Origin of the sequence: Levilactobacillus suantsaii, assembly GCF_004115745.1 — a bacterium.
Taxonomy (GTDB): domain Bacteria; phylum Bacillota; class Bacilli; order Lactobacillales; family Lactobacillaceae; genus Levilactobacillus; species Levilactobacillus suantsaii.
On sequence record NZ_QXIL01000023.1, the window covers coordinates 13,602 to 34,920 of the forward strand.

At 53.1% G+C, this 21,319-nt stretch carries 19 protein-coding genes and 2 pseudogenes; 5 read left to right on the forward strand and 16 right to left on the reverse strand.

Annotated features, from left to right (window positions below; translation table 11 throughout):
* Nucleotides 1–346: 346 nt before the first annotated feature.
* Entirely contained in the window at nt 347–1,549 is a 1,203-nt protein-coding gene (locus tag DXH47_RS09530; RefSeq protein WP_129033105.1) for an NAD(P)/FAD-dependent oxidoreductase, read from the reverse strand.
* 357 nt (nt 1,550–1,906) lie between these two features.
* Between DXH47_RS09530 and DXH47_RS09535 the strand changes: the two genes are divergently transcribed.
* Nucleotides 1,907–2,557, forward strand: coding sequence for an SDR family oxidoreductase (locus DXH47_RS09535; protein WP_129033106.1), 651 nt, complete (start codon nt 1,907–1,909; stop codon nt 2,555–2,557).
* 136 nt (nt 2,558–2,693) lie between these two features.
* On the opposite strand, the gene DXH47_RS09540 is transcribed toward DXH47_RS09535, so the two are convergent.
* Complete coding sequence (locus tag DXH47_RS09540; protein WP_129033107.1) at nt 2,694–2,981, reverse strand: hypothetical protein; 288 nt, start codon at nt 2,979–2,981, stop codon at nt 2,694–2,696.
* 275 nt (nt 2,982–3,256) lie between these two features.
* Here DXH47_RS09540 and DXH47_RS09545 point away from each other — a divergent pair, with 275 nt between their 5' ends.
* The 3 genes from DXH47_RS09545 to DXH47_RS09555 all read left to right on the forward strand — a co-directional run bounded on the left by DXH47_RS09545 (nt 3,257) and on the right by DXH47_RS09555 (nt 5,666).
* Nucleotides 3,257–3,952, forward strand: coding sequence for a response regulator transcription factor (locus DXH47_RS09545; protein WP_129033108.1), 696 nt, complete (start codon nt 3,257–3,259; stop codon nt 3,950–3,952).
* Nucleotides 3,949–5,322: a sensor histidine kinase gene (locus DXH47_RS09550; RefSeq protein ID WP_129033109.1), complete on the forward strand. Its 1,374-nt coding sequence runs from the start codon at nt 3,949–3,951 to the stop codon at nt 5,320–5,322. The genes DXH47_RS09545 and DXH47_RS09550 overlap by 4 nt, the downstream gene beginning before the upstream one ends.
* 92 nt (nt 5,323–5,414) lie before the next feature.
* Entirely contained in the window at nt 5,415–5,666 is a 252-nt protein-coding gene (locus DXH47_RS09555; RefSeq protein WP_129033110.1) for a hypothetical protein, read from the forward strand.
* Nucleotides 5,667–5,826: 160 nt separating this feature from the next.
* On the opposite strand, the gene DXH47_RS09560 is transcribed toward DXH47_RS09555, so the two are convergent.
* From DXH47_RS09560 to DXH47_RS09620, 14 genes and pseudogenes are all read right to left on the reverse strand, one after another.
* Nucleotides 5,827–6,249 carry a hypothetical protein gene (locus DXH47_RS09560; RefSeq protein WP_129033111.1) on the reverse strand — a complete coding sequence of 141 codons (423 nt, stop codon included), beginning with the start codon at nt 6,247–6,249 and terminating at the stop codon, nt 5,827–5,829.
* A 183-nt stretch (nt 6,250–6,432) separates the two neighbouring features.
* On the reverse strand, nt 6,433–7,212 hold the full coding sequence (locus DXH47_RS12025) for an MFS transporter (RefSeq protein ID WP_318531350.1): 780 nt from the start codon (nt 7,210–7,212) through the stop codon (nt 6,433–6,435).
* Complete coding sequence (locus tag DXH47_RS12030) at nt 7,209–7,841, reverse strand: MFS transporter (protein ID WP_318531351.1); 633 nt, start codon at nt 7,839–7,841, stop codon at nt 7,209–7,211. The genes DXH47_RS12025 and DXH47_RS12030 overlap by 4 nt, the downstream gene beginning before the upstream one ends.
* A gap of 18 nt (nt 7,842–7,859) precedes the next feature.
* Entirely contained in the window at nt 7,860–8,273 is a 414-nt protein-coding gene (locus DXH47_RS09570) for a MarR family winged helix-turn-helix transcriptional regulator (protein ID WP_129033112.1), read from the reverse strand.
* A gap of 130 nt (nt 8,274–8,403) precedes the next feature.
* Entirely contained in the window at nt 8,404–9,321 is a 918-nt protein-coding gene (locus DXH47_RS09575) for a magnesium transporter CorA family protein (protein WP_129033113.1), read from the reverse strand.
* Between the two features lie 133 nt (nt 9,322–9,454).
* Complete coding sequence (pnuC, locus tag DXH47_RS09580; protein WP_129033114.1) at nt 9,455–10,207, reverse strand: nicotinamide riboside transporter PnuC; 753 nt, start codon at nt 10,205–10,207, stop codon at nt 9,455–9,457.
* A gap of 355 nt (nt 10,208–10,562) precedes the next feature.
* Nucleotides 10,563–11,039: a MarR family winged helix-turn-helix transcriptional regulator gene (locus tag DXH47_RS09585; RefSeq protein WP_225423561.1), complete on the reverse strand. Its 477-nt coding sequence runs from the start codon at nt 11,037–11,039 to the stop codon at nt 10,563–10,565.
* A gap of 396 nt (nt 11,040–11,435) precedes the next feature.
* Nucleotides 11,436–12,834 (reverse strand): annotated as a pseudogene (locus DXH47_RS09590) (FAD-binding oxidoreductase).
* A 159-nt stretch (nt 12,835–12,993) separates the two neighbouring features.
* Nucleotides 12,994–13,653 (reverse strand): ABC transporter ATP-binding protein, encoded by a 660-nt coding sequence (locus DXH47_RS09595; RefSeq protein ID WP_129033115.1) that lies wholly within the window; start codon nt 13,651–13,653, stop codon nt 12,994–12,996.
* 12 nt (nt 13,654–13,665) lie between these two features.
* A pseudogene (locus DXH47_RS09600) lies at nt 13,666–15,089 on the reverse strand (ABC transporter permease).
* A gap of 108 nt (nt 15,090–15,197) precedes the next feature.
* On the reverse strand, nt 15,198–15,413 hold the full coding sequence (locus DXH47_RS09605; protein WP_129033116.1) for a hypothetical protein: 216 nt from the start codon (nt 15,411–15,413) through the stop codon (nt 15,198–15,200).
* Nucleotides 15,414–15,605: 192 nt separating this feature from the next.
* Entirely contained in the window at nt 15,606–16,838 is a 1,233-nt protein-coding gene (locus DXH47_RS09610) for an AI-2E family transporter (protein WP_129033117.1), read from the reverse strand.
* 147 nt (nt 16,839–16,985) lie between these two features.
* Nucleotides 16,986–17,633: a hypothetical protein gene (locus tag DXH47_RS09615; protein WP_129033118.1), complete on the reverse strand. Its 648-nt coding sequence runs from the start codon at nt 17,631–17,633 to the stop codon at nt 16,986–16,988.
* 13 nt (nt 17,634–17,646) lie between these two features.
* Nucleotides 17,647–19,002 carry a GH25 family lysozyme gene (locus DXH47_RS09620; protein ID WP_129033119.1) on the reverse strand — a complete coding sequence of 452 codons (1,356 nt, stop codon included), beginning with the start codon at nt 19,000–19,002 and terminating at the stop codon, nt 17,647–17,649.
* Between the two features lie 474 nt (nt 19,003–19,476).
* On the opposite strand from DXH47_RS09620, the gene DXH47_RS09625 reads away from it, so the two are divergent.
* Nucleotides 19,477–21,319, forward strand: a 1,843-nt coding sequence (locus DXH47_RS09625) for a hypothetical protein (protein WP_129033120.1), incomplete at its 3' end; no start/stop codon positions are given.

Below are 21,319 nucleotides of genomic sequence, written 5' to 3' on the forward strand. Positions count from 1 at the left end.
AGCTGCTAACTCGTTATGTATATAAATGACATGACCGATTTACTGAACAGGCCTAATTATAGCATAACTGGCCGACCATTGGGCAATCCATTTCAAGGGGACACGCCACTCCCCGGAATTATTTTCCCGAATTCATGCTGAGCGTTTGACCGCCCCGTGACCGCTCTGAGCTCGGGACACCCAAACGCTCAGCCTCATTCATCCACGGATGAATGGGGAACCTGGGTCGTGATTGCGGCAACTAGTAACTGTTCTCCAGAGCGCGTGGTTGCAACCGCTATCTTATTTTAGCATGCTAAAAGCGGGTAAGCCACTAGACTTACCCGCTTTTTTGGTAATCACGTGATTAATGATAGAGGTCAAACCGCCCCTTTGAAAATAGGGTACTCAGATGCGCACTTTCCAGCAAGGAACGGTCGGTAATGACCTTCTTCAACACGGAAGCGGGATACCCCTTGACATTATGGTTGCCGCTACCAATCTCGCCGATCCCGTCACGGTCACTCAACGACGCCACGGTCCCGTCAGACTTGTACGTGAACTTCCGTGGCTTGCTGCCGTGGACCTGGAAAGCAACGTTCTTGGCGGCTTGTTCGCCCGTCGCCAACGCAATCTGCGCGGTCGTTGGGTACGGCCGGTCGCCATCCGGTGGCATCACCGCGGCAACGTCGCCCACGATGTAAACTTCAGGATGGTCCTTTAACGACAGGTCGGCTTCGACCGTGACCCGGTTACGGCGTTGGTCGAAGCCAGAGTCAGCCATTACGTGTGAGCCACTGACGCCGACGGTCCAAATGATGGTGTTGGCCGGAACTTCGTGTTCCTGGTCGTTTTCGTCGGTGTAGACCACCGCACCAGGCTTGATTTCAGCAATGGCGGCACCAAGCTTCATTTCGACGCCGTGCTTTTTCATGAAGCGCATTGCGTAATCCCCCAACGACTTATCGAACATCGGTAGGATACTATCTGAGCGTTCCAAGCAAATCAACTGAATCGCTGGGGTGTTGTATTCGGTCTGTAGCTTGGGGACGGCCTGAGCTAATTCACCCAGTAATTCGATGCCGGTGAACCCTGCCCCACAAACAGCGATGCGTAAATCGTTAGGGTCCTGGCTCTGTGCGTAACCCTTGATCTTCGCTTCAATGTGCTGATAGACCGCTTCGGCCGTGGCTAAATCATCCATCGGTAACGCGTAATCTTCAGCGCCCTTCAAGCCAAAGGTCTCGGACTGAAATCCCAACGCCACGATCAAATAATCGTATGTGATCGGGTCGTGGGTCGCCAAGGTCACCTGCTTTTGGTCCACGTCAATGTTCGTGACTTCATCGCGCACGAAATCGATGCGACTACCAAGCACATCGTTGATTTCATAAGTAATTTTATCGGACGCGATGTTTCCTGCGGCGACTTCATGGATATTCGTTTTTTCGGTGTGGGTGCCGGATTTGTCGACCAAAATGATCTTGTTCTCAACCGGGATATCCCGTTGTAAGAACTTTGCGGCCCGCATCCCCGCATAACCGCCACCTAGAACTAAAATCGTTGCCATATTAAACGACTCCTTTGTAGTAAGTTATGCTCTCACGACGGCTGGCCTGGCATCCGCGGCAATTAAACCGGTTACATTTCGTTTCAGCGCGTCCCCCCGTTAAAACGGCGACCTGTCCATCTGGGAGCTTTGGCTCCATTATACGGCTTATCACGTGAAAAACCACTGAAAACGGCTTGCGTTACCGACTGGAACTTTTAACCCCAAAAACTCTCGAACGGAAGTCGTTTTAGCTGACAAACGCGCCCAAAACCGATAAGGTAGGCATTAGTTAAGTCAACTAAACTAACCGTGATTGGACTGGGCCGTTAGGGTCACCAGTCACGTGCCACTAATTCATAGGAGGTCTTTTGATTTATGACAACTTTAGTAATTGGGGCCCATGGCCACGTTGGACAACACATCGTTCAACAATTAGCTGACGCCGGTGAAACCGTCTACGGCGGGATTCGCAACGCCGAACAAGCGGCCGTCATCGAAAAATTGGGCGGTCAGGCTCGGATGGTAAATCTGATGGGCACCGCTGATGAGTTAGTCCCTGCCATGAAAGACGTCGACACGGTCATCTTCTCCGCCGGTTCCGGTGGTAGTACTGACGATGACATGACGCTCAACATCGACTTGGATGGTGCCATCAAGGCCATGCAAGCGACCGAGACGGCCAAGATCAAGCGTTTCATCATGGTCAGTGCCATGGGCGCCGACGAACGGTCGTTCTGGGACCAGACCGGTATCCGACCATACTACGTGGCCAAGCACTACGCTGACCAGTGGTTACAACACCGGACTGATTTGGACTACACCATCATCCGGCCAACGACTTTGACCAACGACGACCCGACCGGTAAGATTACGGTCGATCCGGGTCTCGACGGGTCCACGAGCATCAGTCGCGCCGACGTTGCGGCAACGATTGTCGCCATTGTCAAACACCCGCTCCCACAGCATATTTTGACCATCGTGAACGGGGATACCCCGATTGCCGACGCCATCAAGGCGCAAGCTTAGCGATGACCACGGGCGTCACGGGAACCACCTCGTGGGGCCATTAGCCATAACATCGTCACAAAAAACGGCGCCGAGACACTTCTCGACGCCGTTTTTCATCGTTTCGGCTTCTATTCTGCGAGTTGGATGATCTGGCCTATTTTAATTGGCTGGCCCGGTGCCGTTGATCTAAGTTCAAGGCACTAGCGTTGACCGCCGTTTGAACCTGGGTGGATAGTTGCTTAGCACTGGTGCGTTTTAAGTGCACCTTGGTGAACTGAACGGTCGTCGTTGCCTGGGTGGGGAAGACCACCGTTGCCTGGACCGGCTCAGCTGAAACCGTGGTCTTAGTCGCTGCCGACGCCCCCGCGGACGTTGCCAGTAACATGGTCACCGTCATCGTTCCCAATAACAACTTTTTCATTTTCTGGGTTACCTTGGTCATTTAAACCACTCCTCAATGGATGTTTTAGTCGGTTGCTTATCAATGTCTTAGTTATACCATGCGGTGCTGGTCGAAATCTTGAAGCTTCGTTAAGGTGAAAATATGAATTTCTTATCTTCGTTCCCGCAAAACTATGCTAAGATACCACTGAATACCCCCCATCCCCGCCAGATAGCCATTATCAGCCATCTATCAGCGGCTATCGTTGCCTAGCTGGGGTGGTTTATCCCCCACCCTATTTAGGGCCATAAAATTAAGGAGTTGACTGTTTCACTATGAAGAACACTATCTTGTTAGTTGAAGACGAGACCGGTCTCGCCAGTTACGTGGCCAAGGAACTCATTTTCGAAGATTTTCAGGTCTTGACCGCTGCCGACGGGGAAGCTGCCTGGGAAACCTACCAGACGCATCGCGACGACCTGTTACTGGTTCTTTTAGACTGGATGCTCCCCCGGATGGACGGCATGGAGGTCCTCCGCCGAATTCGTAAACACGATGACCTGCCCGTCATTATGATGACCGCCCGTGATTACCTGGGCGACAAGGTCACCGGCTTGGACAACGGGGCCGACGACTACATCACTAAACCCTTTGAAATTGAAGAACTATTAGCCCGGATTCGGGTGATTCAGCGTCGAACCGCCCACCAAAGTGGCTTGGACCAAACCTACCACGTCGCCGATCTGACGCTCATCACCAAGACTCGCCAGGTCACCCGGGGCACGGAAACCCTGCAACTGACCCAACGGGAATACGACCTGCTGCTCTTCTTGATGCGCCATCCCGGCCAGGTCTTCACCCGTGACGAGCTCCTAGATAACGTCTGGGGCGTCGACTTTTTGGGCCAACAAAACGTCGTCGACGTGTATATCGGCTACTTACGCAATAAAATCGATACGGGCGATCAAACACCTCTCTTCCACACGATTCGGGGCGTCGGGTACAGTCTGGAAGCGGATGATGCCTCATGAAAAAGACCAAGGTTCCGCGTTCCTATGCGGCCATCATTCGCCGCTCTTTCACCACGTTGCTCCTAACCATTGGGTTGGTCATCACACTGACCGTGTCCGTGACCTTGAGCGTTGACCAGTTGTTCCGGGCTCAGAACCAAGCTGCTCAGCTCAGTTCTAATTTGCAGATCAGCCAAGCCAACACCTTTCAGGACTGGTTGACCATCAACCGTAGTAGTGGATTGAACGCCCATAACACCTTTGTGGTGGTCAAAAACAGCGATGGCTCGACCACTTCATTTCTCCCAAGTAACCGGGTCCCCAACCTCACCAATAGTTGGCAGGTACCCTTCACCCACCTCATCTATATTCCAAAGGCGGGCCTGTATTTCTCCGAATCCTTAAAAATGAACCATAAGACCTACCTCTTATATATTGGCATGCACGTCTTATTAGGCAACCTCCACGTGCTGATTGCCGTGTTGATCATCGCCATCGGGTTGAGTCTCCTGATTGGGCTACTCTTCGTGCGCCGGCTGGCCAACCAGATCAGTCGACCGACCATCGAATTGGCCCGCGCGGCCCAACAAGCCGCGGCCAACCCGGAAACAACTCAGCCAACGCTTCCCCAACCTACCGAACCCGCCGAAGTTGGCCAACTGGCTAAGGATTTCAACCAATTGCTGGCTTCGCAAAATGGGCGGTTACAACGTGAGCGGCAGTTCATCTCCGATGCCTCGCACGAATTACGCACTCCGATTGCCACGATTCGGGGCAACATCAAGCTGATTGACCGTCACAGTGCCAAACATCCCGAAGTTATCCCCGAGTCGTTGGGCTTCATCGACCAGGAATCGTTGCGGATGCAACACCTGATTGAAAACCTGCTTCATCTATCCCGGGCAGACCGAGCGCAAGATATCGACTTAGTCCCCATCGACGTTGCCAAGTTAGCGGAAGGTGTCGTGACCCACTATCAACCCCTGATTGAACAACCCTTGAATTTTCACGGGCCCGCGACCCCGGCGATGGCGTTAGGCGATACCGATCTGGTCCACCAGATTTTGACTGCTTTGCTCGATAACGCCCACAAGTATTCACCCAACGACCAGGCTATCACGGTCACGGTCGCTCAAAAAGACGACACCGTGACGTTAGCCGTGGCCGACTTTGGCCGCGGTATCAGTAAAGCCGACCGGCAACACATCTTCGAACGCTTCTACCGGGTCGATTCATCACGGTCCAACCAGGTCGAAGGTAGTGGACTGGGGCTGGCTATCGTGTCACAATTAGTCCAGCTCAACCAGGGCCACATCAGTGTCAGTGACAACCACCCCCAAGGGACCATTTTCACCGTGTCACTCACCGCTGCCCCCGCTAAGGAATCCTAAGAAATTCTCAGACAATCCTTAACCAAAACCGATAACTTCCCGACGTTTTCTTCGCTATACTAGAGTCATCAAGTGAAAGGAAGTGTCTGACTATGCTGATTGATAACAACCCGCAAATTCATACTATTACGCCCGCCCGGATCACCAAGGTCTTCTACCCTTACGTGATTGCCAAAACGGAAGCTGGGAGTTACGTCAACATTAATTTAAGCGACAAGGAACGCCATGACCCGCTGTTTTGGGAATCCATTACCAATATTGCCAAAGCCAAGCTCTGGGTCCCGATTGGCGAACGATTCCACCAACTCCTGTCGTACGACTGGATGTACAGCCCAGCCGACTAACCTAAGTTTATTCAACCCCAACGCCGTTCAAGTGAACGGCGTTTTTTACTGACCTTTTATCCGAAACCGGAGATCTCGCGTCATAGCCCCGCACAAAAAAAGCATCACCTGGCGGTCTTTTGACCGCCAGCCAATGCTGGACAATGGTGCTTTTTTAAACTTAACGTTCCATCGGTTTGCGTAGGATCTGGGCCTTACGGATCAAATCTCGTCGCGTTTGGTACGGCAAGATCTTCGTCTTGTGGGCGGCAAACCCGTCATACGAACCACCAACGCCCGCCACGGCGAAACTCAACAGGTCCCAGATACCTTGGGGCCACGTCGGGTTAAAGGTCAAAGCCAACAACGCCAGAATCCCAAAAAACGCCAAACTGATGAATGCCGAGGCGCCTTGGCGGTTTACTCGGCTGAAATACGGGTAGTGGTGCATGAACAACGCATCCATCACCCCGAGAGCCACGACCACGCCCACCGCCGTTTGCAACGGCTGGGTGGTCGTAAAGTAATACGCTGCGCTAAATAAAATCATAAAGGTCAGGTAGAGCCAAAAGGCATGAAACCCGTATCGCCAGTCAAATTGCATCGCGAGCATCTCACTTTAACGGGAAGGTCTTCCCTTAAATTGGAGGCTATTCTAGCACGGACTGTACGACGCGGATACGGGGACTTTCCCCATAGTTAGGTTAATAACCCTACCAACGTCTAGCCTGAAATCCCTTCCTTTACCGGGCCACTACCATGTGGCGCACCCGGTACAAAAGTGGGATTATTTTTTGGTAAAGGTCCCGTGTTGCCGTAACGCCCAAGCCATCACCAGCCAGCTTAGTGCACTGGTGACCACTAAGACCGTCAATGCCGTCTGCGAACCGTTGGCCGTCTTGAGGGCCGTAGTCGACCCGGAAACGGCTTGTGCGGCCGCGATGATAGCGGAGACCAGGGCGGTCCCGATAGCCCCGGCGAACTGCTGTAACGAGTTCATCAAGGCGTTGCCGTCGGGTTTTAAATCCGCTGACAAGTGCTTCAACCCACTGGTCATGATGTTGCCAAACCCCATGCCAATCCCAATCATGTACAGGATATACAGCGCGAGCATCACGCTGGCCCCCAAGTGGTCAGCGAGCAAGGCCATGCAGATCAAAGCCACTTCGGCGAGGCCAATCCCCAATAAGATGGGCCGTTGGGCGCCAAAACGGTCCAGGATCTGTCCACCCACGGGCGCAAAGCACGCGCCAATCAAGGCGCCGGGCAAGACGATCAGTCCGGCTACGAACGCCGTTTGCTGGTCGACCAATTGCAGGTAGTTCGGCAAAATGAACGACAGGCCCAACGAGGCAATCTGCAACAAGAAAAAGACCAACAGATGACCGCTAAAGGCCTTGTTGCGTAACGCCTGCAAGTGAATCAGTGGTTGGTCCAGGTGTAACGAGTGGTGGGTGAACCAGATGAGGCCTAGACAGCCGATGATGAGTGACCCCAACACGGGCCAGCTCATCCAAGCGTACTGACTCACGGCGCTGAAGCCATAGATGAAGCCGCCAAAAGTCACGATGATGCCCACCATGCTGAGCCAATCGAAGGCCTCACGGTGCGCGTCGGGGTGACCTGCCGAATCGTGTTAACCCCCACGAAGAAGGCCACCACCAGAAACGGCACCAGGATCCAGAAAATGTAGCGCCAATTCAAAGCCGTGATCAAGATGCCCCCGTAAGTCGGCCCAATCGCCGGCCCAATCGCCGTCACCAACGTGCCGACCCCGGTCATCAGGCCCAACCGACTCAGTGGGACTTGCTCCAAAATGATGTTAAACATCAACGGTAGGGCAATCCCCGTCCCGAAGGCTTGAATCGCCCGACCGGTCAATAGAAATGCGAAACTGGGGGCACAAGCATCGACGATGATGCCAGCGATGAACAGGAGGTTTGCCGTCACAAACAACCCCTTCATCGGGAACCGGCGTTTTAAGTACGAGGAAATCGGCACGATGCAGGCCACAATCAATAAGTACAAGGTGGTCATCCATTGCACCGTCCCGGTGGTGATATCAAATTCGCGCATCAACGTAGGGAACGTGATGTTCATCGCCGTTTCCACAATGACCCCACTCAGCGACATCAACCCCGTCGCTAACACGGCCCCGATAACGCGGGGACTGATTCGATCTGTTTTAGTTGTCATACTAGCTTCCTTTCTGAATTACCATTTTTTAATCCGCAAGAGGGCTTCCCGAAAACCGGCAACGGCTTCGGGCGATAACCCGGCGATCATCTTGTAGTCCTGCTGTTCCAGATGTTGCGTCACCACGGGGACCAGTTGGCGCCCCTTAGCGGTGAGCGCAAGTTGGCGCTTGCGACTATCGTCAGCCGCCACCACTCGGGTGACTAACTCCCGGTCCACCATCCGCCGAATCAGCAATGACGCGGTCGAGCGCTGAATCTCAAACTCGTGTTCGACGTCGACTTGATAGGTCACCAAGTCTGTTCGGCGACCCAAATAATCGATCACCGACATTTGCATGCCCGTCAACCCATATTTTCGGGCAAAGGCATTCATCTCCAGTGTCATTTGGTTGGTGGCGTCACGCAATAGCCCGCCTAACCGTTTTTCCATCGTCCTACCTCCTTTTTGTTAGTCAGCTAACAATTATAATGAAATTCAGGAAAAAGGCAACCGGTTCCACCCTAAATTAAAAAGGACTCCTCACGGTCAGTCCCGCGGTTAGCCCCTTTAGTTGCGTTCATTACCAAAAATGTCGGTGGCGCAAGTACTGCGCAATCGCCACCATGCACCCGACCATCAATACGATGGTGAAGACCCACGAGATGGGACTATTGGCAATCGGCAGTTTCACGTTCATACCGTAAAAACCGGTCACAATCGTGGGAATCGTCAGCACCAACGACCAGATGGTCAAAAATTTCATGGTCGCGTTCAGGTTGTTGTTCAAGACATTATTAAAGGTCCGCGAAATCCGATCCACGACCTCGGCTTCGGTCGCGGTCATTTCGGAGGTCTGCCGAGCTTCAATGACCGCATCGGCCAATAGTTCCCGGTTCTTATCGGAGAGTTGCTTGCCAAACGGCTTATTGGTCAAATTGACCACCAGCATGGTGTTGTTGCGCGTGGCGCTGACGAAGTACGCCAGACTCTGTTGCAAGTTCGACAGCGCAATCAAATCCTTATTATCGGGAGACTGGTTCAACTGACGGTCTAGTCGGTTCTGTTCGGCATTGATTTTGCGGACAGGACCGATGAACTGGTCGAACAAGATGAAGAAGCTAATCAGGACGAACTCGTTGGTGTCCTGGATGGTCGTGTAGTCCAAGCGTTGCTCCAGGAGTTGGTTGACCCACTGAGTGCGTTTGGTGGTAATCGTGAAGACCCGGTTGCCCTTCAACAGGAGCGTGACTGGCCGGGTGATCGACCGTTGGGCCACGGCGTCGATAATGACTGGCACGTGGAGGACGAACAGTTGGGTGTTTAAGTACTCGTCGCGGTCATAGTGGGACCGTTCGTTTTCATCGGTAACGTAGGTCAAAATCTCATCGGTCAACCCGTACATCTGCTTGAGCTGTTCTCGGTCGGTTTCCCCTTCAACAGCCGCTTCGACCCACACCAGCGCCTGGCCGTCACCGCCTAATTTGCGTTCAACAATCATGCCCGTTCCCCCCTTGCTCAGCGATGCTTTAAGTGTACCACGTTTCCCCCACCAACCTCCTCTTAGACGCTAAAAAAGGACCCAACTCATTTAAGAATTGGGTCCCTTTAGGGAATTTGAAATTAAAGTCAAGCTAGTTGGTTTCGTTCAACTGACCGGCGTAAGCCGTTTCTTGGGCCACGACCCGTTGCCGTTCCTTTTCGTTGTACCACGGGGAAACCGTGAAGGCCAACACGTCGTTGACCAGGTAAACGGAACTGTTGATAAACATCGCCAACGTCGCGGAGCCTTGGCGGAAGGAAATGAACCAGAGGACCATTTGCGCCAAACCGGAGGCAATCCACCAAACGTACTGGTTGTTGAACCGTAGGAAGCAGATGATGCCCGCCGTGAAGCTGATGGCGAAACTAATGGCATCGACCCACGGCCGCGGGTCGTCGGTAAACGCCCCGATGCCCCAACCGGAGATCACGTAAATGACCACCGTGGAAACCAAGGCAATCGCCCAGCTCTTGCTGGTAAAGCGGCGAATCTTGGACGCCATATTGACGTTCCAGTCCGCACTGATCAAGACCGGAATATCCAGGGTCACGACGTACGCCACTTGTTCAAAAATCGTTAAGTAGTTTTTCGCTGCGAAGCCGGTGATGATGAAACAAATCGCCGACAATACTCCCAGAACCCCGTTGACGGACTTGGCAGCATTGATGGCCAGGACACACAGGACCCCGAGCGTCGTACCGATAAAGGTCAGAATCGTTAGGGGCGTGATAGGTTGCCCGACTAACGTCATGACCTGGCACCCCAGGCTAAAGAAGAATAGGTAATAGTTCTGTTGCGGCCAGCCTTTTAATTGGTGGGCCAAAAATTGAAAATAGTGTTGCATGCGAAAAACGCTCCCTCACCGTTTAGTTCGCCACATGTGGTATTTCATCCGGATGAATTCTTGAAATAAGCACAACATGTTGTGCTGTCTTTTTTGACAACGGTTATGATTATAGCATGAAAATCAGCCGAATTTGGGGGAAATTTGAAATTGTTTCATACGCTAAAAGTCAGTGGAAACCGATTCCACCCGGGCCACGCCCCGCGTGAAACACGTTTGCCAGAGAAGAGGCGGTCTCACAAATTTATTAATATGGGGTCATGTTGGCCGCTTATTTCGGACACAACGTCAAAAAAGACTTCTCGCGGCTCGCAAGCCTTGAAAAGTCCACTTCAGGTTTTACTACAACTGCGGGTTAGACCCGGTCGCGTTCAGCATCTGCCTTGCCCCGAGCCGTGACCGCCATCAACATCTGGGTCAGTTGATCCACGATCAACGTCGTTGGGTCCGCAATCTCGATGGTCTCGTTCATCAGTTCGGCCGCCGCTTGGACCACCCGGTAACACTCGATTTCTAGTTGTTCGCCACTGGGCGTCAACGAGAGTGGCCGAATCCGCCGGTCAGCCGATTCATAACTCGGTTCCACGTAACCACGCCGAATCAATTGCGAGATGCCCCGAGAAACGGCCGCCCGAGAAATCCCCCGACTATCCGCGACCGTCGCGGACGTCAATTTCCCCGGCTGTTCCAGGATTTGATGTAAAATTGCAAATTGGTCCACTGAAATCCCCGTAAGTCGTTGGAACCGGGTTGCTGATTTTTCTAACTCACGTTTTAAAGCCATGTAAGTTGTAAACAAGCTTTCAACATGTACGTTCTTACTCTCTTCCACTGTATCAGATCCTTATCTCCGCTGTCGGCCTGTGGGAACCTCCCCGCCGACTTTTAGTCGCGACCCCTATAAAACTGTCTATACAATTGATAATAAAGAACATTATTATAAAAAGTAAGGTCTGTTCCGTTAAGTTATCCCTAAGAAATCATGCCATCCGGTACCACCTGTCCGTGAGGCTACGCCGGCCGAAGACTAGTTTCGCGGTGTATTCGGTTTCAATTGTAACTTTAATCTGGTCATTTGTCTGGTTAATCCGCCATTTTTCGCGAGTTGACGGGCTACCGCCGGCTTTCATCGCCCATTTCTTTCCCCATCAAAAAAGATTCCCCCCACCACGCGTTGGAGGGAATCCATCGCATGACCCCCGCGGGCCACGCAAATTACATCGCCAATTCAATTAATTTTGCGTTTCGGATTCAAGAGATTCATCGGATCCAGTAGCGTCTTCAACTGATGCTGGAGATAATCGACGTTATCGTCCAGTTCCGGTTGGTTCCACTGGTTCTTCATCATCCCCACGGCGTGTTCACCGGAGATGGTACCACCTAACTCCAAGGTCTTCCAGAAGATCCGCCGTAAGGCTTCTAAGACCGCACCGGGGACTTCAGGCTGGTCTTTAGGCCAGACCAAGGTCGGGTGAACGTTGCCGTCGCCAGCGTGTCCCGCCGTGTAGATGGTCACGCCCAGGTCGTGGCCGACCTGTTGGATATAGGCCATCATCGGGGCTAACTGCGACAGTGGCAACGCCATATCTTCCATCAAATGGTTTTGCCCCGCAAAGACCGCCGGCAACATGTCTCGTCGGAGTTGGATGAGTTGCGCTTGTTCGTCTTCATCGGCAGTAACCTGAACATCTTGAGCATCATACTTGGCCAACAGGTCTTTTAAGACCTGGATGTTCGCGTCACTGCTCCCGTCCAAGCGGAAGATCAACATGGCCCCACTCTTGTCAGCGTAATGGGTCTTTTCGTACTTATCCAAAGCCCCAATGGTGTTCCCGTCCAATGCTTCGAGCATGGTCGGGTAGACCCCGGACATCCGAATGGCGGTCACGCCCTGGGCCAGTTGGGCCATATCCTTGAAGAAGGCCAGCCCCATGATGGACGTGCCTAGTGGAATCGGCATCAGCTTGACGGTGATTTCGTAGACGATTCCCAAAGTGCCTTCTGCGCCCACGAAGAGCTGGGTCAAGTCATAGCCGAAAGCCTGCTTCAACGTCCGACCGCCGAGCGTTACCTTACGCCCGTCCGCCAACACGACCTTGAGGCCCAAGACGTTATCCTTGGTGGCGCCGTAACGCACCGTGCTCATCCCACCGGCGTTGGTCGAGACGTTGCCACCAATCGACGAGAACGGCTTCGAGGCCGGGTCCGGGGCATAAAACAACCCCTGTTTACGAGCCGCCTGGTCTAAGTCACCATTGACCACGCCGGGTTGGACCACGGCCAACGAATCATCCTTACTGATTTCGAGGATCTGAGCCATTTTCCGCGTTGACAAGATGAGTCCTCCGGCAATCCCGTCGGAGCCAATCACGGTACTGGTAGCCGTGGTCTGGGGAATCACCGGCAAATGGTACTTGCGGGCGACCTTTAACACGCCCTGAATATCCGCTACACTTTGGACTTCTACGACCGCCCGGGCTAGACCACTACCGTCGCCCCCCCGACGCATTCGAATTAAAGGATTGTTTCTGCAACGTTGCCTGATCCGTTAGGACCGCGCCGTCAGCTACCTGGGCCTTTAAATCGGCCAGAATATCATCATCGGAATACGCACTGAAAACTGTCATCGAATCACCCTTCTTCATTGAGTCAGATAAAATGAAAATGTACAGCTACATTATAGGGAGTCGCCCCCGGTTGTGCTAGAATTTGGGTTTTGACCTTCCAAACACCCAAAAACGGCTAGTTCCCGTAGGAACTAGCCGTTTTAGATGTCACTTCAACTGTTAAGCTAATTTTGTAAACTGCCGATTTTCTAACCGATATTGGTGGTCACACATTGCGGCCACGTCCAGTTCGTGGGTGACGATCACCACGCACTTCTTTTGGTCATGGGCGATGCTTTGGAACTGAGTAATGACCGCTTGCGTGTTGTCTTCGTCCAGGTTCCCCGTAGGCTCATCGGCCACGACCAGCCGGGCGTCACAAACCATGGTCCGGGCAATGGCGACCCGTTGTTGTTGACCCCCGGACAGGTGCTGGACGTTACGGGTGATCAGGTCTTCGCCGATGCCCAGGTCCCGTAAGACCTGCGTTGCGTATTCCCGGTCACCGGCGTGCTTGGATTCCGTAATTGCCATTGCCGTCAACAGGTTATTCAACGGTGACATGTACGTGAACAGGTTATAGGCTTGAAAGACGATGGCCACGTGTTTGCGCCGGTAGTTGGTCAGGCCAATCTTTTTTAGAGATTGGTCCTGCAACAGGATAGCCCCATCCTTGGGCGTATCCAACCCCGCAATCAGGGACAAGAAGGTCGTCTTCCCGGTCCCACTGTGGCCGAGAATGGCGTAAGATTCACCCTCCTCAAACTCTAAGTTGACGTTTTTAAAAAGTGGCTGGTTGGCATTCTGATACCAGTAGCTTAAATCTTGTGTTTTTAACATTGACGGACCCCCTTAAGAAATCAGGACTTTACGCGGTTCCAGGCGCAAGATGCCTCCTGAAGCCAACATAATCGACAGGAAGGTAATGGCAAGACCAAACCCACCGAGTTTGGCCAGATCGACCGCACTGACCGTAATGGCCAACTTAGTCGTTGCCGCGCTCTTTGGGTGGTCATTGCGGCTTGACCGCCGCCTTGGCCTTGACCGGCCATTGAACTGGTCGTTTGGGTGGTCGTTGCTGCCTGCGACATCAACTGACTGCCCAGTTGGTTACCGACGAATTTCCCGCCGACGCCCGCAATCGCTAAGGCGACGACTAAGACCATGATCATTTCGGTAAAGAACTGCGCCACAATCTTCCAGCGCGCTTCCCCTAAGGAGAGTAAGACGCCGATTTCAAAGCGCCGTTCACGAATCATCAGGATGACGATCAACGCTAAGATGATTGTCCCCGCAATCGCCACTAACCAGACGATCTTATTGGCAAAGCCTTCAAAGCTACTCATCGACGCTTTGACCGTTTGGTAACTGGAATCGTCGGTGCTCAACGCATACTTGCTGGAACTGATGACCTTGTTCCCAGCCTTCTTGACTTGACTGACCTGACTCGGTGCCGTCACGTTGAAGGTCACAGAATCCGCCGTATTGGCGTACTTGCTACCCTTCAAACTGTTGGCTAAGGTGTAGGACGCATAAACCGTGTTCGACGGGTCAGTACTCATCGGCCCTGCCGTGCTGGCGCTACTGGAGCTTGCCTTATAGATCCCCACGACCTTCACTTTGACGGTCCCTTTATTGCCGGTCGTCTTCTTGATCGTCATGGTATCGCCTACGCTCAAGTCGTTTTGACTTGCCAGTTCCTTTTCGATGACCACGTGATTAGTGTTACGGTCACTGCTGGTAATCCCGCGACCCTTCACGATTTTGCTCTGTTTGTCGCTAAAGTCACTGGTCAAACTCGTGGCCGTAACCCCATCGATCTGGGTGTCACCGGTACTGGTGGTCGTCTTGCCGCCCATCTTACCCGGGCCGCCGCTAGTGCCACCGCCGCCCATGCCGGTACTGGTCGAGACCGTATCGTAGGACTTGGCGTTCGCCGACGTGGTGCTGGTCACGTTATAACTCCCAACATGCTTGAGCTTGGCAATCTTAGTCGCATCACTCAGCTTGACCGGGTTCAACGTCAGCTTCGAGCGCTTACTCGACTTCGATTGACTGCTCTTGCGCATCTGCTTGAATGCCGCTTGCCGGTTAGCCGACAACGTGACCGTTGCGCCGACCTCCGCTTTCGCTTGGTTGGTCGCCTTCACAGCCGCACTACGGATCAACAATCCGGCTAGTACGAACATCAGGATAGCCGCCGACACTAAAATCAACAGTATCGACCGCCCCTTTTTTGCCCAGACGTTCAGCCAGGCACGTTTACAAAAATTCATTGAGTCGCCTCCATTCGCTTTTTGACAACACTGTCAAAAGCCATGTTATGGTTATAGCAAACGGAGCTTATCGTTAGCTAAAGGCGCCATGCCGGCGTTAATAAAGGGTTAAGGTTGGGGTGGTCGCTTCGTCGGATGCCGCAAGGTCAAGTAGAGGACTGCACAGACGCATAATAAACTCAAACTACCCAAGAAGACGGCAATGGTCACGGCTAAAGGGTGCCCCTGGCCGCCCGGTTGTCCCAACGGATTGACACTTACCCACCACAACACCAGCGCATCCACGGCCCAAATCACCGCTAAACACTCTAAAGCTGCGCGCATCTTGGTTCCCCGCTTTCTGTGAACTTGGTTCTACCGGCAACACCGCGAGGCCCATCCCCGCTTGCCCTTAGGATAGCATGGTCGGTTGTCTAAGCGTGTAATTTAAAGACTAAGCGACTTACCCCGCAAATACCTTACCCCCTGGGATAAAAGAAGAGCCGGGACTGCTTCCCGACTCAGATTAGTTTTCAATTAAGCCTTTTTATCCGGTGACGTGGTCGGCTTCGTGGCCGAGAGCGGCGCCGTTTTAGTGGTCTGTTCCAGTGCTTCATCGTCTGGCAAAACGTCCGGGTACAACGCGGAATATTCCTGATACCAGTGAAAGAGGGTCATGGCAAAGACCTTCAACACGGCAAATCCGGGCACTCCAAGGACCACACCGGCCAAGCCGAACATCTTGCCAGCCGCCAACAGGACGAAGACAATCGTAATCGGGTGCATCTCCAGGCTGTTCCCCATGATCAACGGCGACAGGACCTGCGTTTCCAAGACCCATTCGACCAGGTACACAATGACCACCCCAATCAGCATCGACGGACTGGTGATCGCTCCGATGATCAACGCCGGAATCAGCGCAATGGCCGAACCGAAGTACGGAATCAGGTTCAACGGCCCCGCGATGACCCCTAGCAACAAGCCGTACTTCAAGCCGATAATCGAATACCCAGCGGAGAAGATGATCAGGACACAGAACGCTACGGTCAATTGTCCCCGAATATATGAGCTGACTTTTACGTTCATCTGGTCGAGCATCACAATGAACCGGTCCCGGTACAGGGTCGGCACCACGTGGCTGAGAAATTGCGGAAAACGTGAGCCATCCTTCAGCATGAAGAACAAGACCAGCGGCGCAGTAATCAGCGTGATGACCCAATCACTGACCGTGGTGACCACGTTACTGAGTGAACTTAAGGTCCCCGTCAAAAGGTTCCAGCCGCGCTTGGAGAAGTAGGTGGCGACGCGCTGATTGAGTTCATTTAAGTTGTCAGTCGTCAGCCAGTGATGTTGCTGGTTCAAGTGGTTCAGCTTTTGCATGACGTCGTTAGCAAACTGCGGCAATGAACTAATCATGCTGGCCGTTTGGCGGGTCAAAAAGGGAATCAAGTTCCAGAACAGCAACACGATGATAGCCACCGTGAGCACCATGGCAACTCCAATGGCGATGCCCTCTTTGATATGTAATCGCCGTTCCATGAGGTGGACCAAGGGATCGAGGACGTAGAACAGGATCCCCGCCACGATGACAGCTGGCGCCGCGATGCCGATAAATCGCCACAACGGGTTCAACAGGTGGGCATTTTGGGTCACCCCACGAACCACTAGCAGAAATAAAAAGAAATTTAAGAGCAAAATCGTAATGTGATTATTTAAAAATCGTTGAGAGAACCAGGACCACCCTGATTCCGGTTGTCGCCACTTATTCACAAGTCAGGCCCCCATTAAATTGACATATCTCTAGTGTACGGCCATGGCTGACAATTGACTAGCGTAAAGTCTTCATGACTAAAAAAGAGCTTGGACCCTTAAAAGTCCAAGCTCTTTATTTAGAGACCAAATTGGTGTTAGTCAAAACTAATCGGCGTTTTGCGCCAACTTGACCGTCGTAGCGGCATCTTCACCGTTGACCGTGTAAAGATGCTTGCCAGACTGCCACTTAACGGTGTTGGCCTGGTCGCCCTCATTGCCACTGTAAACGGTGACCGACCCGCTCTTGGCGTTAGCCGGTAACGTGGCCTTTTGCAATTGCTTGTTGATTTGCTTGGCAAACTGTTGCGGATTCCCAGCCGCGTCAGCATTATTAGTGACCGCCGTAATCGACCACTTGCCCGTGTTCCAGTGGACGTAGGTGTGGCCCATAACGCCTTGGGAGACGGCTTTGGTCGAGTTGGTCAGCTTGACAGCTGCCCCATCGGTCTTGCCCACGTAGTCAACTTCCTTGTTGGCCGTTTGGCTGGTGCCCAACGTCTTCTTTTGGAAGGTGGCGTTTTGATCACCGGACTTATCTTGGTACTTGACCGTGTAATTTTGCTTAGTGCCGCTGACGCTCTTAGCACTGACCTTAGTGCTATCAGCCGTAGCGGTCGTCGGTGCCGTCGTTTGGCTGACAGAACTGACGTCGTTAGCCGCGTGCATGGTCAGAGCCGTACCAGACCCTAAAGCGGCGAGAACTGCTAAACTGGACGCCGCCGTAATCCATAACTTCTTTGTACGTTTTGTCATCGCGAGATCCCCCTTATTCCTTAGTGAAAGACTTCAAAGCCGTAATGGTCTTGCCATTGCTTAAGACGAAGTACCGTGACCCCGTCGACCGCTTCTTGACGGACTTAACCTTCAGCGTGGTGCCCTTCTTCACTTTCTTGTAACGCTTGGAGTTCTTGAAGGTGCTCCCCGTGTATTCGTACAAGGTCTTCTTGGTCGTAACCTTCTTATCAGAGCTCAAGGCTTCATGGTAAGCGTGCGTTGAGTACTTCGTGTTTGCTGACAGGTAACCCAGACTAGTCTTGATCCGGTAGGACTTGCCACTTGGGGCTTTGACAATCTTCCCCTTTACGGTATCACCAGAAACGTAGTAACCGCCAGTCTTGGTCTTCAAGCTGCTGTCCTTGTACAGATTGAGCTTATGGTTCAAGGTAAAGGAACCATGTTGGCCAACCCAATAACCAGTCGCGTCTTGCGACAGAACCCACTTGCCTAGTTTACTGATGTATAGCTTTTGCTTTGAGGTCGACTGCGTCACGCTCTTGACCTTACCGATCTTATAGAACTTCTGGCGGTCGGAAGAGGAGATGGAGGTCCCATCAGCGTACTTCGTTGCCCCTTTATGCAGGTAGATATGTTGGCCCTTCTTGTAGCTACTGTAAGCGTAAGTCGTACTGCTATGGGATAAGGCAGTCGTGACGCCGTCCGTCCACCAAGAAATCGGGTGAACCGAGGTGACGGCCTTACTGTTATCCGTGTATTCGCCTAATGACGATAAGTAATGGGAATCCGTGTACTGCCACAGCGCATAAGAAATCGTTGGTGCGTAGGAATAGTTGGCAATCCATTGCGCATCAAAATTCTTCCGTGCCGTATTGGCGTAGCTAGTGGCGAAGGATTGGTAGGAGTAGAAGACCAAGTTTTTGTCGGTCAACGCCCGCATTTCCTTGTACCACGCCTTGACCGCAGCGTTCGTGGTCCCGGACGTCACGTCGTCTTCTTCAAAGTCCAAAACGTAGAACTTAGCATTTTTGTTTGACCGATTGTAGAAGTTTTTGGCTTCTGTTTTGGCGCTGCTAGCGCTGGTGAACCGGGCATAATCGTATTCCCCAAACGGAATGCCGTACTTGACGTACAGTTTGGTGTTGTTAGACGCATACTTGTCCTTGTAAGATGACCCGTATTGTCGCCGGTTGATGACGAAGGATACTTGATCCTTTAAGTTGGAGACCTGGCTCGATGTTAATTTACCTTGCCATTCCGAAATATCCGGAATTGCCAAGGTACTCGCGTGAGCAACCGTTTGGCCGCTCCAAGCCAGTCCCGCAACAGCACCGGTCAACGCCAAAGTTTGCGTTAGCCGGCGCAATAAATGATGTGTAAAAACCATGTTGGCACTTCCCTCTTAAGTATTAGATGATCCGACTCCAACGCTATCTACCGGCGACCATCTCGTTACCGGTAGCTCCTCCCGGTCACCACCTCCAATTCACTAAGTCTCCTTCACTGTAACGGATTTAAGTGTGCGGACCGTAACAAGTTAGTTGCAATTAGATTACCAAAAGTTACAGTTTGATTGACTATCGATAAGCCTCTTAATCGCCATTTTTAAGGATAATTCGTTACCTAAATCAGGGGTACTTCGGACTGTAAGCGATCACAAAACTATCGTATCAGCTTCACAAGGTTTTCTTGGTTTTTGTCCAGATTCGTTCAGTAGACACACGTTTGGCCGTCTCGGCGACTATCTTTTAGCCCCGTTGTTTGCCGTTTTAGCCGTAACTAAATTGGGGTGGCCGAATCCCCATTTTTTTGCGCTATGATGACAGGGTAAGCCTAAATTTATGTCAGGAGGCGTTTTCCCGTGCTTCGGCAATTCGTGAGTTCCTTCACCGGTCGGCTCATGACCCTACTTTTAGGGCTAATCGTCCTATTAGCACTCTTTTTTCCTGTAACTACCAGCACCGAGCGGGCCTGGTGGCCACCCTTAGTCCTCGCTTTAGCAAGTGCGGGTGGCTGGTGGGGTTGGCAACGCCTCGTCAATTATTGGACCAAGCATCCCGGCCACCACCGCACCTGGGCCGTCGGCTTATGGGGCGTACTACTCGTCGTCCAGCTCTTAATTGCCCTGACTTGTGTAGCCGCGCCACGCGCCGATTTGGCTCTGGTCCACCAACAAGCGCTTGCCCTAATCAACGGGCACACGACTTGGGGACCGTACTTTCACACCTACCCCAACAACGTGACGCTGACCCTGCTACTGGCTGGTCTTCTTAAGATTGGGCGGGAGCTGTTCGGGACCGCCACCGGGGTCTTCTTGAACTTGGTCCAGTTTGGCTGGCTCGATCTGGGTCTGGCGATTATGGCCCACCACTTACGCCGCCACAATCCCGTGACGGCCAATCTGTTCGTGGTCCTGGCTACTACCTGTATTCCCCTCTACACTTACGGTCTGACCACCTATAGTGACATTTGGGTCCTGCCCGTGGGCTTAATCGTGCTGGTCACCAGCCAACGGTTACGCCAGGCGACGACCTGGGGGCGGTGGCTCGTCGCGGCACTCACCCTCAGCCTAACCTTGACTGGAGCCATCTTGCTGAAAGCCAACCTCGTGGTCTTCGCCCTGGCGGTCCTGCTATGGCTCTGGATCCTACCGGCCACCCGTCGCTTTGGTCGCACTGGGGTCACCCTTTTATTGGGACTATGCCTGTTAGGCGGGAATGTTGGCGTCCACGCCGGACAACGCGCCGCGGGCTTTCACCCAGCCACGGCCGCAACACTCCCCGTGACCAGTTGGATAGCCATGAGTTGGAACCCTGATTACAGTGGGACCTATAACCGCGCCGATGCCCAAGCCGTCATTCATCAGCCCACGGCGGCTGGTAAACGTCGCGTGGCTCGCCAACAGTTCCGTACCGCCATCCACCTGATTCAAAAGACCCGCCGCCTACTAGCGACTGGAACCTTTGACGGGTTCAACAGCAATTCCGCCTTCATGCGGTTACCCAACTGGGTCCGCAACCAGTCCCCCCGCCTTCGTTGGTTACTGGCCAACTGGGCCCAGATCAGCTACTTGACCCTGTTAGAGGTGACGTTAGTAGCGGGGCTCCGGCAGTGGCACGCGCGCCGCTGGTCGGCTGGCTTTTTGCTAGGCAGCTTGATGACCTTAGGTTTAGCCGCCTTTCACGTCATCTTCTGGGAGACCGCCGAACGGTACGCGTTGCCACTTCTTCCCCTATTTCTGACCGGCGCAGCGGTCGGCCTTACCACGCCCGCATGGCAGTGGCAGTTCCATTGGCCACACACTTGGTGGCGCCGTGGCGGCGTTAGCCTCATCGTCTTAGTCGCCCTACTCCAACTGGGTCTTCTAAGCACCACTCCCATTAACCAGACGGTGCGGGTGGTCAGCCAAAATGAAGGCCGGTATTATCAGCCGCATTTCGTGACCCTTGCTTCGCAGCAGACCGTGACCCAAGCTTTCACCGCTCCGGTCGCCTTTAACCAACTCAAAATCGACCCCGGCCACACGCACCTGGGCCGGTTGACCATCCGCCGTCACGGTCGCATCATCTGGCGTTCCGCCAAAACAACGCGTCTTAACCGGTGTCGCCTCCCCCAGCAACCAGCCGGCCACTACCAGCTCACCGTGACCAACACCCAGGCTAAGCCGCTCCGCTTGCACCAGGCGCAAACGACGGCCCCCCTGA

Bases quoted from the DNA above. Each gene is read 5' to 3' on its own strand.
- DXH47_RS09530 (WP_129033105.1), bottom strand. From the start codon at position 1,549: ATGGCAACGATTTTAGTTCTAGGTGGCGGTTATGCGGGGATGCGGGCC.
- DXH47_RS09535 (WP_129033106.1), top strand. From the start codon at position 1,907: ATGACAACTTTAGTAATTGGGGCCCATGGCCACGTTGGACAACACATC.
- DXH47_RS09540 (WP_129033107.1), bottom strand. From the start codon at position 2,981: ATGACCAAGGTAACCCAGAAAATGAAAAAGTTGTTATTGGGAACGATG.
- DXH47_RS09545 (WP_129033108.1), top strand. From the start codon at position 3,257: ATGAAGAACACTATCTTGTTAGTTGAAGACGAGACCGGTCTCGCCAGT.
- DXH47_RS09550 (WP_129033109.1), top strand. From the start codon at position 3,949: ATGAAAAAGACCAAGGTTCCGCGTTCCTATGCGGCCATCATTCGCCGC.
- DXH47_RS09555 (WP_129033110.1), top strand. From the start codon at position 5,415: ATGCTGATTGATAACAACCCGCAAATTCATACTATTACGCCCGCCCGG.
- DXH47_RS09560 (WP_129033111.1), bottom strand. From the start codon at position 6,249: ATGCAATTTGACTGGCGATACGGGTTTCATGCCTTTTGGCTCTACCTG.
- DXH47_RS12030 (WP_318531351.1), bottom strand. From the start codon at position 7,841: ATGACAACTAAAACAGATCGAATCAGTCCCCGCGTTATCGGGGCCGTG.
- DXH47_RS09570 (WP_129033112.1), bottom strand. From the start codon at position 8,273: ATGGAAAAACGGTTAGGCGGGCTATTGCGTGACGCCACCAACCAAATG.
- DXH47_RS09575 (WP_129033113.1), bottom strand. From the start codon at position 9,321: ATGATTGTTGAACGCAAATTAGGCGGTGACGGCCAGGCGCTGGTGTGG.
- pnuC (WP_129033114.1), bottom strand. From the start codon at position 10,207: ATGCAACACTATTTTCAATTTTTGGCCCACCAATTAAAAGGCTGGCCG.
- DXH47_RS09595 (WP_129033115.1), bottom strand. From the start codon at position 13,653: ATGTTAAAAACACAAGATTTAAGCTACTGGTATCAGAATGCCAACCAG.
- DXH47_RS09605 (WP_129033116.1), bottom strand. From the start codon at position 15,413: ATGCGCGCAGCTTTAGAGTGTTTAGCGGTGATTTGGGCCGTGGATGCG.
- DXH47_RS09615 (WP_129033118.1), bottom strand. From the start codon at position 17,633: ATGACAAAACGTACAAAGAAGTTATGGATTACGGCGGCGTCCAGTTTA.
- DXH47_RS09620 (WP_129033119.1), bottom strand. From the start codon at position 19,002: ATGGTTTTTACACATCATTTATTGCGCCGGCTAACGCAAACTTTGGCG.